This is a genomic window from uncultured Campylobacter sp., assembly GCF_938015785.1.
Taxonomy (GTDB): Bacteria; Campylobacterota; Campylobacteria; order Campylobacterales; family Campylobacteraceae; genus Campylobacter_B.
The window spans coordinates 1-12,216 of the sequence record NZ_CALLWC010000028.1; the positions used below are offsets into that span (position 1 = coordinate 1).

At 44.9% G+C, this 12,216-nt stretch carries 17 protein-coding genes; 16 read left to right on the plus strand and 1 reads right to left on the minus strand.

The window, feature by feature from the left end:
- Window positions 1-78: 78 nt before the first annotated feature.
- Window positions 79-591 (plus strand): hypothetical protein, encoded by a 513-nt coding sequence (locus tag Q0393_RS03590; RefSeq protein ID WP_297897588.1) that lies wholly within the window; start codon window positions 79-81, stop codon window positions 589-591.
- Window positions 584-2,302 carry an AAA family ATPase gene (locus tag Q0393_RS03595; protein WP_298977964.1) on the plus strand — a complete coding sequence of 573 codons (1,719 nt, stop codon included), beginning with the start codon at window positions 584-586 and terminating at the stop codon, window positions 2,300-2,302. The genes Q0393_RS03590 and Q0393_RS03595 overlap by 8 nt, the downstream gene beginning before the upstream one ends.
- A gap of 252 nt (window positions 2,303-2,554) precedes the next feature.
- Here the strand turns inward: Q0393_RS03595 and Q0393_RS03600 are convergent, their stop codons facing one another.
- Window positions 2,555-3,427, minus strand: coding sequence for a neutral zinc metallopeptidase (locus Q0393_RS03600; protein WP_298977966.1), 873 nt, complete (start codon window positions 3,425-3,427; stop codon window positions 2,555-2,557).
- Between the two features lie 189 nt (window positions 3,428-3,616).
- On the opposite strand from Q0393_RS03600, the gene infA reads away from it, so the two are divergent.
- From infA to Q0393_RS03670, 14 genes are all read left to right on the plus strand, one after another.
- A complete protein-coding gene (gene infA / locus Q0393_RS03605; RefSeq protein WP_005869854.1) occupies window positions 3,617-3,835 on the plus strand; it encodes a translation initiation factor IF-1 in 219 nt (72 codons plus the stop codon).
- Between the two features lie 172 nt (window positions 3,836-4,007).
- Window positions 4,008-4,121 (plus strand): 50S ribosomal protein L36, encoded by a 114-nt coding sequence (gene rpmJ / locus Q0393_RS03610; RefSeq protein ID WP_005869855.1) that lies wholly within the window; start codon window positions 4,008-4,010, stop codon window positions 4,119-4,121.
- Window positions 4,122-4,124: 3 nt separating this feature from the next.
- Window positions 4,125-4,493 (plus strand): 30S ribosomal protein S13, encoded by a 369-nt coding sequence (gene rpsM, locus Q0393_RS03615; RefSeq protein ID WP_298977967.1) that lies wholly within the window; start codon window positions 4,125-4,127, stop codon window positions 4,491-4,493.
- A gap of 10 nt (window positions 4,494-4,503) precedes the next feature.
- Window positions 4,504-4,896 carry a 30S ribosomal protein S11 gene (gene rpsK / locus Q0393_RS03620; RefSeq protein WP_177387174.1) on the plus strand — a complete coding sequence of 131 codons (393 nt, stop codon included), beginning with the start codon at window positions 4,504-4,506 and terminating at the stop codon, window positions 4,894-4,896.
- Between the two features lie 18 nt (window positions 4,897-4,914).
- Window positions 4,915-5,541 (plus strand): 30S ribosomal protein S4, encoded by a 627-nt coding sequence (rpsD, locus tag Q0393_RS03625; RefSeq protein ID WP_298977969.1) that lies wholly within the window; start codon window positions 4,915-4,917, stop codon window positions 5,539-5,541.
- An 11-nt stretch (window positions 5,542-5,552) separates the two neighbouring features.
- A complete protein-coding gene (locus Q0393_RS03630; RefSeq protein WP_298977970.1) occupies window positions 5,553-6,578 on the plus strand; it encodes a DNA-directed RNA polymerase subunit alpha in 1,026 nt (341 codons plus the stop codon).
- Entirely contained in the window at window positions 6,579-6,935 is a 357-nt protein-coding gene (gene rplQ / locus Q0393_RS03635; protein WP_298977972.1) for a 50S ribosomal protein L17, read from the plus strand.
- An 87-nt stretch (window positions 6,936-7,022) separates the two neighbouring features.
- Window positions 7,023-7,526, plus strand: a complete 504-nt coding sequence (locus Q0393_RS03640) for a L,D-transpeptidase family protein (protein WP_298977981.1) — start codon at window positions 7,023-7,025, stop codon at window positions 7,524-7,526.
- 731 nt (window positions 7,527-8,257) lie between these two features.
- On the plus strand, window positions 8,258-8,524 hold the full coding sequence (locus Q0393_RS03645) for a NifU family protein (protein WP_298977982.1): 267 nt from the start codon (window positions 8,258-8,260) through the stop codon (window positions 8,522-8,524).
- On the plus strand, window positions 8,514-9,062 hold the full coding sequence (locus Q0393_RS03650; protein ID WP_298977983.1) for a histidine kinase: 549 nt from the start codon (window positions 8,514-8,516) through the stop codon (window positions 9,060-9,062). Before Q0393_RS03645 ends, Q0393_RS03650 begins: the two co-directional genes overlap by 11 nt.
- The gene (locus Q0393_RS03655; protein ID WP_298977985.1) at window positions 9,040-10,350 is read left to right on the plus strand and encodes a UDP-N-acetylmuramoyl-L-alanyl-D-glutamate--2,6-diaminopimelate ligase; all 1,311 of its coding nucleotides are present in this window, start codon (window positions 9,040-9,042) and stop codon (window positions 10,348-10,350) included. The genes Q0393_RS03650 and Q0393_RS03655 overlap by 23 nt, the downstream gene beginning before the upstream one ends.
- A gap of 16 nt (window positions 10,351-10,366) precedes the next feature.
- Entirely contained in the window at window positions 10,367-10,714 is a 348-nt protein-coding gene (panD, locus tag Q0393_RS03660) for an aspartate 1-decarboxylase (protein ID WP_005869876.1), read from the plus strand.
- Window positions 10,715-10,716: 2 nt separating this feature from the next.
- Window positions 10,717-11,046 (plus strand): YbaB/EbfC family nucleoid-associated protein, encoded by a 330-nt coding sequence (locus Q0393_RS03665; RefSeq protein ID WP_298977987.1) that lies wholly within the window; start codon window positions 10,717-10,719, stop codon window positions 11,044-11,046.
- Between the two features lie 317 nt (window positions 11,047-11,363).
- Window positions 11,364-12,215 (plus strand): polyprenyl synthetase family protein, encoded by an 852-nt coding sequence (locus tag Q0393_RS03670; protein ID WP_298977989.1) that lies wholly within the window; start codon window positions 11,364-11,366, stop codon window positions 12,213-12,215.
- Window position 12,216: the final 1 nt, after the last annotated feature.

The window sequence follows — 12,216 nt, forward strand, 5'->3', positions numbered from 1 at the left end:
TTTTTACATAATATGTAAAATATATATTGACATTTTATATAAAATAAGCTATGATTCTAAAAAATTAAAGAGGCGACAATGGTAAAAAGACAGCTGCTAAGAGAGCGATTAAAAGAGATAGATTTGCGATTGGTGGATTTAGCGGAGCTTTTAAAAATTTCCCGCCCTACGGCTTATAAATTTATAGAGCTATACGAAATCGGACAAAGAGATAAATTTGACTCTAAAATTTTGAGATTTTTTGACTATGTATGCCAAAATGACATTAATAAAATGGATGCCATATCGTTTATATTAAACAATATATCGATGCCAGAAAATCAAAGCAACGAAGATAAAAAACAACAAATCACAAATTTACTAAAAAAGGACAACGAAGTGAAGGTAAATTTCATAGAAAAGTTAACTCAAGTCGATATTTTCGATCCCATTTTAAGTTATTTACTCGAATGTGAAAAAATAATAACATCAAATAATAGGTCTCGAAAAAAAGAGCTAAGCGATGATAATGATAAAAAACTGGAAGCATTAAAGCAATTTTATAATGCGCTCGGATTTAAGCTAAATATCAAAGGAGAAAAAAATGCGTAAAATCAGTATCTCAAACTATAGAAATATAGGAATAGATGCGCCTGCGGAGCTAAAAATACCGCAAGATGGTGGGCTAATAGTCCTTTTAGGCGAAAATAACGTCGGTAAAAGCAATGTGCTTTCTGCCATATATGCTTTACAAAGCAGAGCTATAAATAAAGGTGATGAGCCAAATTTCTTTGACACTGCAGGGAAGGCAAGTATCGAATATGTGCAAATATCCAAAGAATGCACTGGTGTTATAATGGAAAATTTTGATAATACAAAAGAATTAAAAGATCATCGGGAAAATGAATCAAAAATATACAAGAAGCCAAATAAAGATAATATCTATAGATTTATCGTAACTTCTTGCGAAGATAAGGATGTTTCCGATATATATTATGAATCAATAAACCCCTATGACAATAGAAAAAGAAAAATTCCATCCGACCTTATAGCTATGGATAAAACTAAAAAAGATGATGGAAAAATGCCAAATATATTTTTTTATCAAGAAAAGGAAATTAAAAATTTAGACTTGCAAACAAAGCCCAGCAGCATAGCAAATAGTCATTTTTTTCAAGCACTATTTAAGGCCACCAATGTAGAAATAGCCAGAGTACAAACCTCCTATGAAAAATCTAGAGAAAAAGGAACCTCTAGTTTTTATAAAAGAGCTGAAAAAGATATAAACGAACGTATAAAAAATGCCTTAAATAAAAGATTTAATGAGGTATATTATAAAACCGTAAATAATGAAATTTATGAATTTGAAGTGATATTTGAAGCTGAAAGTATTTCATTGGGTATAACCAAAAACGGTGAACCTATAAGCCTAAGTGAGCAAAGTATTGGCTTCAAAAAATTTTTCAACTTATTTTTTAATTTTTTACACCAAGACAACGTAAGAAATGGCGATATAGTGTTAATAGATGAGGTAGAAAATCACCTAAGCATACCAGCCCAAAAAGATATTCGTCAATTTTTAAAAGAATTTGGACAAAAACACGGTATAACCTTTATCGTTTCTACTCACTCAAATCATATTTTAGATATTCGCCATCTTGACGAGATAAAGATAGTAAAATCCGATAACAAAGGCTCCACGATCATAAATGATTTTTCTATCATACCAGATCAAGAAGCTGACACCTTAGCTGAAATAAAAAGAAGTCTCGGCACAGGATATCTTAGTCTGGTGGGATATAATGATAAGCTTATATTTGTCGAGGGAATAACAGACTATAACTACCTAACGGCTATGAATTTTTTGTACGAAAAAGAGCGAAACAGCGAGGAGAAGTTACTGTTTTTACCGATAAGCGGACTTGGTAAGGTGGATAATAAAACTAAAAATAGTAGAAATACAGTTGCTACGCCTACTCAAGAAAAAATAGCAAATGAACTAAAAACGCTAGCCAGAACGGCAAAAGACGGCAGAGCGCTACTTTTAGTAGATGGCGACAAGGCGGGGCAAGCTATGATACAGTTAAATGACGATAAATTTATAGTAATACCGATCAATGAACAATTTAAAGAAAAATATCCAAATTTTAAAGAAATAGAAGATTTTTTTAGTGCCGAGCTAAGAAATGAATTTGAAATGAATGCAAAATCAAGCGATATGTCAAGCAAATTTAAAAATGAAGTCGAGCAAGGCAAAATCAAAATAGACGAAGAAACCAAAGACAAGTTCTTTGAGCTGTTCAACTACCTGTCAACATTTTAGCCACTAAAAGCCAAGATCTCTTTTTTTGTCTTAGCTTTTCCTTTTTTTCACTCAAACACCCTATAATGCGCCTCGTCGGCAAACTCCAACATCTCCTTGTCACCTCTGCTATCGCCGTAGGCGATCACACGTCAAAACTCGCGATATCGTAGAACTTACATATGTAGCGAATAAAATTTCATATTGTACTACACACAAGTGTGTGTCATATAGTGTCTCGTCTCGCCCCACGTTAAATTTGCATATCGCGCTTTACGGCTCAAACGAGCAGTCTTTTAGGTTTCCGCCCGCCAAGCCCTTTTTAAACCACTCTTTGCGCTGTGCGGAGGTGCCGTGCGTGAAGGAATCGGGCACGACGCGACCGCTAAATTTGCGCTGCAACGTATCGTCGCCGATCGCACTGGCAGCATTTAGCGCCTCGTCGATGTCGCCCGCCTCCAGCACGCGCCCAGCTTTTGCGAGATAATGCGCCCAGACCCCCGCGTAGCAGTCCGCTTGCAGCTCGACTTTGACCTGAAGCGCGTTTTGCTCGGCTTCGCTGCGAGCGCGCCTTTTTAGAGCGGCGACCTGTTCCAGCGTGCCGATTAAATTTTGAACGTGATGCCCTACTTCGTGCGCGATGACGTAGGCCTGCGCGAAGTCGCCGCCCGCTTTGTATTTGTTCGCAAGCTCATCAAAAAAACCGAGATCCAGATAAATTTTATGGTCCCTCGGGCAATAAAAAGGTCCCGTCTGCGCGCTCGCAAAGCCGCAGCCGCTTGCGATTTGATCGCGAAAGAGCCGCAAGCCTGGCTCCTCGTAGCGCGCGCCCGCACTTTTAAATATCTCGCCCCAAACGTCCTCGGTTTGGGCTAGCACCGCCGAGACGAAGGCGAGCTTTTCTTGCTCCTGCGGGCTATCGGTCGGCTCTCTCTGCGTGCTAGCGCCTCCGTCTAAAAGCGCCAAAGGGTTGTAGCCCATAAAATACGCCACCGCGCTGATTACGAGCACTATGCGCCCGATCTTTGAGCCGAGCAAAAACCTGATGATCGGGATCAGCATCCCAAGCGAGCCGGAGCTCGTGCGCATGCTGCTTGCGCGGTCATCCTCCACGTTTGAACTTCGTCTGCCGTCTTGCCATTTCATGTTTTTCCTTTAAAATTTTTGAGCCATTATACTAAAATTTTAAAAAGGGCGCCGCCTTGCTTCTACAAAAGCGATGCGCGCGTAGCGAAATAAATCTGAAATTTTGCTTATTTTAAATTTCTTTTAAGCTGTTTAAAATTTTAAATTCTATATAATCGCCCTTTTTAAATTTAAAAGAAAGGAGAATTTGTGGCAAAAGACGACGTCATAGAGATCGACGGCAACGTCATAGAAGCGCTGCCGAACGCGACTTTTAAGGTCGAGCTCGATAACAAACACGTGATTTTATGTCATATCGCCGGCAAGATGCGGATGCACTACATCAAGATAATGCCGGGCGATCGCGTAAAAGTCGAGCTGACTCCTTACAGCCTCGACAAAGGCAGGATCACCTACCGCTATAAGTAAGGATAAAGTTAAATTTAGATATACTCGCGATTTTGCGACTAAACTGTAGGAAGAAGTGTTTTCAAAATCCCCACTATTTTGAAAACAGTTGGTTTGATACTTTCGCCTTTGAAATTTCATTAAACCTAGGTGCAGTTTGCATTTAAAGTGGAGAAAATTTTAGGAGAGTGGAATGAAAGTTCGTCCATCCGTTAAGAAAATGTGCGACAAATGCAAAATTGTCAAGCGCAAAGGTGTTGTTCACGTTATTTGTGAAAATCCAAAACATAAACAAAGACAAGGATAAGTTATGGCTCGTATCGCAGGTGTAGATCTACCAAAGAAAAAAAGGATTGAATACGGACTAACTTATATCTACGGTATAGGTTTATTTACGTCGAGAAAAATTCTCGATGCGGCAGGAATTTCTTACGATAAAAGAGTCGCCGATCTGAGCGAAGATGAAGCCGCCGCTATCAGAAAAGAGATCCAAGAGCACTATATGGTCGAAGGCGACCTTCGCAAACAAGTGGCTATGGATATCAAAGCGCTTATGGACTTGGGCTGCTATCGCGGCTTAAGACACAGAAAGGGCCTTCCTGTTCGCGGTCAAAAAACAAAAACGAACGCCAGAACCAGAAAAGGCAAACGCAAAACCGTCGGCGCGGCAGCTAAATAAGGATTGAGATATGGCACAAAAAAAAGTAGTTAAGAAAAAAACCGTCAGAAAAAATATCGCCAAAGGCATAGTTTACATCTCCGCTACGTTTAACAACACTATGATTACCGTAACGGACGAGATGGGCAACGCGATCGCGTGGAGCAGTGCGGGCGCTTTAAATTTTAAAGGCAGCAAAAAATCCACCCCTTATGCGGCGCAGCAAGCCGTCGAGGACGCGCTAAACAAAGCCAAAGAGCACGGCATCAAAGAGGTAGGCGTCAAGGTTCAGGGTCCGGGAAGCGGACGCGAGACCGCCGTTAAAAGCGTAGGCAGCGTAGAAGGGATCAAAGTTACATATTTCAAAGACATCACTCCTCTTGCGCACAACGGTTGCAGACCGCCTAAACGACGTCGCGTGTAATTATAAAAGGAGAAATTTATGGCTAGATATATAGGACCGGTTGAAAAATTAGAAAGAAGGCTCGGCGTCGATCTATTTATGAAAGGCGAGAGAAGGCTTGCGGGCAAGAGCGCGCTTTTAAAACGCCCTTACGCTCCGGGTCAGCACGGACAAAGACGCGCTAAACTAAGCGAATACGGCTCACAGCTTCGCGAGAAACAAAAGGCTAAATTTATGTACGGCGTAAGCGAGAAGCAGTTCCGCAGACTATTTGCCGAAGCGGCTCGTAGAGAGGGTAACACCGGAGCGATCTTGGTTCAGCTTTTAGAGCAGAGGCTAGATAACGTCGTTTACCGCATGGGCTTTGCTACGACTAGACGCTTTGCGCGCCAGCTCGTTACGCACGGACACATTTTAGTGGACGGCAAGCGCGTCGATATCCCTTCATACAGCGTCCGCGCAGGACAAAAGATCGAAGTAATCGAAAAGAGCAAAAATAACCCGCAAATTTCAAGAGCGCTGGATCTTACTGCACAGACCGGCATCGTAGCGTGGGTAGACGTAGAAAAAGAGAAAAGATACGGAATTTTTTCTAGAGTTCCGGAGAGAGAAGAAGTTGTTATTCCTGTAGAGGAAAGATTTATCGTAGAGCTTTACTCGAAATAGTAGGTGCTAATATGAGAAAAATCACAACATCAGCTCATATGCCAACTGAAATAAAGGTTGAGAATGTCAGCGAAAATGTTGCTAAAATCATAGCATATCCCTTTGAAACGGGATATGCCGTCACTCTAGCTCATCCTTTACGAAGGCTACTTTATACGAGCACGGTCGGCTTTGCGCCGACTGCGGTTAAAATCGAAGGCGTAAGCCACGAATTCGACAGCATGCGCGGCATGCTTGAGGATATGGCGGCTTTTATCATAAATTTAAAGGGCTTAAGGTTTAAAATCAAGGGCGATTCCCTACGCGAGGTCGTAGAATACAGCTTTAAAGGACCTAAAGAAATTTACGGCAGCGACCTAAATAACGACGCCGTAGAGATCGTAAATCCAAGTGCTTATCTGGCTACGATAAACGAGGATGCCGATCTTAAATTTACGCTCATCATCGAAAAGGGCATCGGCTACGTCCCAAGCGAAGAGATCAGAGAAAATTTAGACTCTGATTTTATCGCGCTGGATGCGTTTTTTACCCCGGTAACCAAGGCCGTTTACGATATCGAAAACGTATTCGTAGAGGATAATCCCGACTACGAAAAGGTGGTCTTTACGATCACTACCGACGGCCAGATCAGCGCGATAGATGCGTTTAAAAATGCGCTTGAAGCGATGTATCAGCAGCTGGCGGTTTTCAAAGGCATCGTAAACATCAGCGCAGCAGATACTTTCGGTAGAGCGATCCCTGCAAATTCCGAGTTTGCAAAGCTTTTTGAGAGCGTTAGCAATCTAAGCTTAAGCGCACGAAGCTTCAACTGCCTAGATCGCGCCGATATTAGATTTATCGGCGAGCTAGCGATTATGGAGGAGAGTGAGCTTAAAGATCTTAAAAATTTAGGCAAAAAATCGCTTGAGGAGATCAAGGCCGTTATGGAGGAGATCGGTTATCCTATCGGCAACCAAGAGCTCGGCGATAAAAAAGAGCAGCTAAAACGCAAGCTTGATGAGCTGAAGGCTCAAAGACAAAAGAATGAAGGACAATAAATGAGACATAATCACGGATATAGGAAGCTAGGGCGTACTTCGTCTCACCGTGCCGCCCTGCTTAAAAATTTAACCATCGCTTTAGTTACTAGCGGCAAGATCGAAACCACGCTTCCTAAGGCAAAAGAGCTAAGAAGCTACGCAGAGAAGCTGATCACTCGCGCGCGCAAGGGCGACAGCGAGGCGCATAGATTTGTTTTCGCGGCGCTTCAGGATAAGGCTGCGACAAATAAGCTGGTCACCGAGATTGCCCCAAAATACGCAGGCGTAAACGGCGGCTACACTCGCATCATCAAAACCAGCCTTCGCAAGGGCGACGCCGCAGAGATGGCTTATATCGAGCTAATCAGCAAATAAAATTTCGGGATCACTCCCGAAATTTCTTCTATGAAATTTAAAATTTTACTTCCGCTTATTATCGTAGCTACGGGCTTGGCATGGGCATTGAACAATTATCTTAGCTATAAAAATATCGAAACGATCAACTCCGAAATTCCGCTAAAGCAAGCATTGGACGGCGAGCAAATTTCTAAAATCCGCGTCTATAAATCCAAACGAATTCTTGAAATTTTAACCTCAAAAGGCATCGCGAAAAGCTACAAAATCGCCCTTGGACGCGAGCCCGAAGGGCATAAAGAAGTTCAAGGCGACGGCAAAACCCCGGAAGGCAACTACACTATAAACGGCAAAAATCCAAACTCGGCGTATCATTTAAATTTAGGCATCTCCTATCCGAACAAAGCCGACGTAGCGCACGCAAAATCCCTCGGCAAGAGCGCAGGCGGCGATATCAAAATCCACGGGCTACCGAATAAATTCAGCTACCTAGGGCAGAGTATCGCAGCGTTCGGCGACTGGACGGAGGGCTGCATAGCGCTCGTCAATGACGATATGGACGAGCTTTTCGAGCACGTAAAAATCGGCACGCCGATAGAAATTTTACCGTGATTGCACGCGCGATAGCCGCGGCGCTTGGAATTTATGCGCAATTCCTCTTTTCATCGGCATTTAACCCATGTAGAATATCGCTGTTTCAAACATACGCCGCTCGGATCTTTTCTTTACCTAGCTGTAATGAAAACCGCTATACTGGAATCCGAGCTTTTTTATGACACTTTCAGTGCGAGTGCCGAGCGACATACGAAACCGCCGCGCCAAATTTCAGGTCCGCACCACTAAATTCTTATTTCGGCTTAGCATCGACGTAAAGATCGCAACCGAGCATTAAGCCCACATTCTCCAATATCGCTAAAATTTATCCTGCATCATAGTTTAACCCAAAGGCGTCTTAGTCCGTTTTGTTAGAATTTAAAACACAAAAAGTGCGTGTAAATTTTATTTATAGTCCGCATAAAAAGCTTTGCAAAACCTAAAAATTTTATGAAATTTCATCTGTTCTCAATACGTGGCATCCACCTTAGTAATTTAAATCGCTGAATCCTAGACCACAATCGCAGCGATGTATTCGACTCCCATCTTGCTTGCAAAGTGCTCTTCATCGTGCCTGTGACTGCCCCGCTCTAGCCGTCTAAATTTAATTCCGACAGACCGAAGCCGTATTTTAAAATTCCGTCGTGCCCGATAGGCCTGATATAATTTTCATCTAAATTTCGCTCCGCGATAAGCCTTTTTTTATCGCTTTTGGATATAATGCGCCAAAACTAAAATAAGGAATTTTAATGATACCATTTACAGACGAAGAGCTTCTGGCCCCGGTACAAGATAGCTTGGAGTTAATCCGACCGATGCTGCAAAACGACGGCGGCGATATGAAGCTTTTAGGCATAAAAAACGGCGTCGTCTATGTCCGCCTTACCGGGCATTGCCACGGCTGCGCCGCAAGTGCGCAGACCCTAAAATACGGCGTCGAGCGCCATCTTCGCATGGATATTCACCCCGAGCTTAGCGTCGTAAACATCCCCGAAGGCGAAGAGTTTGAATTATAAAAAGCTGGGGCTAAAAGCCTTTTCGCGCGGAGAATTTGAGCTTGCGAAGCTGTATTTTTCACTCGCCTACGAAAAAAGCGGCGAGGAGGAAATTCTATTTTTGCTTGAGCTTTGCCAGACCGCGCTGGCAGACCGCGAAGAAGCGCTTATGCTCTTTGATTTTTATAACCTTAGCCCCAAAACTCAAACCGCGGAGCTTTTTAAAATTTTAAATTCCATCAACGAAAAAATCGCGAACGAAGCAGCCTCAGAACCCGGCGCCGAGGATGAGATCGCCGTTATCGCCTATGCCGATTTTATGCGAGCGGTAGGTCAAAAGGGCTTTAAAGACGCCTTCGAATCGATCATTTTTTCCTCCAAAATCGCTATTTCGGACAAAAGCGAGATGATAGAATTTTTAGAAAATTTGATAGAAAACGGCTACTACGAAATGGGGCTTAATTACGTCGAGAGCTCGGCTGCTGCGTACGCAGGCGATGAGCGCTTCGAAGCGTTGATACAAAAAATCAAAAATCATGAAAATACGACTCGAAAATAGCTTTATCACCGACAACTCCGCCGAGTGCGAGGCGGGCTGCTTTTTTATGCACACGAGCGCGAACGCTAAATTCCAAGCCGAAGCGGCGCAAAAAGGCGCGCAGATCATCTCTATCGCGCAAGCAAAGGAACTTTTAAATATTAATCCGCGTATCAAAATCGTTGGCATCACGGGCACCAACGGCAAGACCACGACCGCCGCGGCGATCTATTCGACGCTGCTGGATCTGGGCTTTAGCTGCGGTTTAAGCGGCACGCGCGGTGCCTTCATAAACGAGCGCAGAATCGACGAGAAAGGGCTTACGACGAGCTCGGTTTTTAAGACGATGAGCTATCTTTACGAAGCCAGCAAGCAGGGTTGCGAGTACTTCGTCATGGAGGTTAGCTCACACGCAATTGCGCAAAACCGCATAGAAGGGTTAAATTTTGCGCTTAAAATTTTTACGAATTTAAGCCAAGATCATCTCGATTATCACGGCAGCATGCAAGAATACGCGGCAGTCAAGAGCTCGTTTTTCGCCGACGACGCGCCAAAGCTCATAAACGCCGACGATGGGCACATTAAATTTAACCCCGCAAACGCCCTTACCTACGGCATCAAAAACGCCGCGAGCTTCAGCGTGAGCGGATACGGGCTAAAGGGCGGTATCGACGCGCTCGTGCACACTCCAAACGGCGATAATGCGCAGCTGCAAAGCGATCTCATCGGCGAGTTTAATCTCTACAACCTTACTGCGGCGTTTGCGGCGGTTAAAATTCTAACTAAGCTGCCGAACGAGGAGATCGCAAAAGCTCTGACAAACTTCGGCGGCGTCGAGGGTCGCGTGCAGATCGTAAATAAAAATCCGCTTGTAATCGTCGATTTCGCTCATACCCCAGACGGCATCGAAAAGGTGCTAAACGCGCTGCGTGCAAGCGGCGAGATCATCGCGGTTTTCGGCGCGGGAGGCGATCGCGACCACGGTAAGCGTCCGAAAATGGGCGCTATCGCCGAGCACTTTGCTAAAATCTGCATCGTTACGAGCGATAACCCGCGCAGCGAGGATCCCGACGAAATAATCGAGCAAATTTGCACCGGTATGCGCCGAAAAGATAAAATTTTAAAGATCGCAGATCGCAAAGAGGCTATCGCGCGCGCGCTAGATCTTGCCAAAAACGGCGAGATGATCGCTATTTTGGGCAAAGGCGACGAGACCTACCAAGAGATCAAGGGCATGAAGCATCCTTTCAGCGACAAACAGGTCGTAAGCGAGCTCGTCACGGCGCGAGGTGAGTCAAATTTAGACTAAATTTAAAGGATGGCCAATGAAAATCGAAATTTTATCAAGCAAAATCCACCGTGCGCGCGTGACGGACGCCAACCTCAACTACGTAGGCTCCATTACGATCGGGCCCGAGCTCATCGAGGCTGCGGGGCTTTGCGAATACCAAAAAGTAGAGATCCTAAACGTCAATAACGGCGAGCGCTTCGCTACCTACGTGATCCGCGGTGAGAAAAAGGGCGAGATCTGCCTAAACGGCGCAGCCGCGCGCAAAGTCTGCGTCGGCGACGTCGTCATCATCGTGGCTTACGCACAGATGAGCGCCAAAAAAGCAAGAAGCTTCAAGCCTAAAATCGTGCAGGTAAACGAAAAAAACCAAATAACGGAGTAAAGATGTTTGAAGGAATGGATTTTTCGAAAATGGGGCAGATGCTCGATCAGATGCAGGCCAAGGCTAAGCAGATCGAGGAGGAGAATGCGCGCAAGGAATTTACCGTAAAATCGGGCGCGGGCATGGTCGCCATCAGACTAAACGGCGCGGGCGAGGTGCTTGATTTAAGCATCGACGATAGCCTTTTTAGCGATAAAGAGAGCTTGCAGATCCTGCTAATCTCAGCGATAGGCGACGCGATAAAACTTGTCGAAAACGAAAAGAAAGGCGCCGCAGCGTCCATGCTAGGAGGGCTCGGCGGCCTAGGCAATCTGCTCGGCGATAAGGGCTGAGGCGGTAAATTTAAACAGACCGGTCGGATAAAATTTTAAAATTTTATAGTTTTAAATTTCGCGAAACAGCCGATCAGGGGGTTTAAAATTTACAAGCGACGGTCGCGACGTGTTTCGATCGTTTCGCCTCTGCGCGAACATAAAAAAGATAAAATTTAAACGACGCACAAGGGTAGCCAGATACCTAAAACGGGTAACGCAAAGTGCGAACGCGACAAGCGAAATGAGCGTAAAAACTGATAAGTACAAACAAAGAAAAGCAGCCGAACGAGCGCGTAAAAAGCAGCTCTAAAGCCCAACCATGCGATAGGAATTTGATGGATATTTTAGAAAAATTTAAAGACTACTTGAAACAAAATGAGCTGAAGGCGCCGAGCTTTCATCCGTACTTCGAGGAGGCGCTCAATTACATGCTGCAAGCGGGCGGCAAGCACTTTCGCGCGCAGCTGCTGCTAGGCGTCGTCTCGGCGGTGGATGAGCGGCGCTTTGAGGGCGCGCTGGCGATCGCGATGGCGCTTGAGATGATCCACACCTACTCGCTTATCCACGACGATCTGCCCGCGATGGACGATGCAGATCTGCGCCGCGGGCGGCCGAGCCTGCATAAAAAATACGACGAGGTCACGGCGATTTTAGTGGGCGACGCGCTAAATACAGACGCATTTTTGATCGCCGCGAGCGCAAATTTAAGCGATGAGATCAAGATAAAATGCATTAAAACTCTAGCGCGAAACGCAGGCAGCAGCGGCATGGTACTGGGTCAGGCGATCGATTGCCGTTTTGAAAACAGCCCGCTAAAGCAAAGCGAGCTTGAGTTTTTGCATCTACATAAAACTGGCGCGCTCATCGCCGCGGCGTTTGAGCTAGGCGCCATAATCGGCGGGCTAAATGACGAGCTCGCGCATGAGCTTTATAAGATCGGCCTGAAATTAGGGCTTATGTTTCAGATCGAGGATGATATCATTGACGCCACAGGCGACGAAGCAAGCGCAGGCAAGCCCGTAGGAGCGGACGGCGCGAAAAATTCCTTCGTAAATTTACTCGGACTTGCGGGCGCTAGAAGCTACAAGCAGCGCCTAATAGACGAGGTAAGCGGCGCGATGAGCGGCTATGATGCGAGCCTGCGCAATTTGGTTTTAAATTTGATAGAAAAATACCTGAAAGGATGAA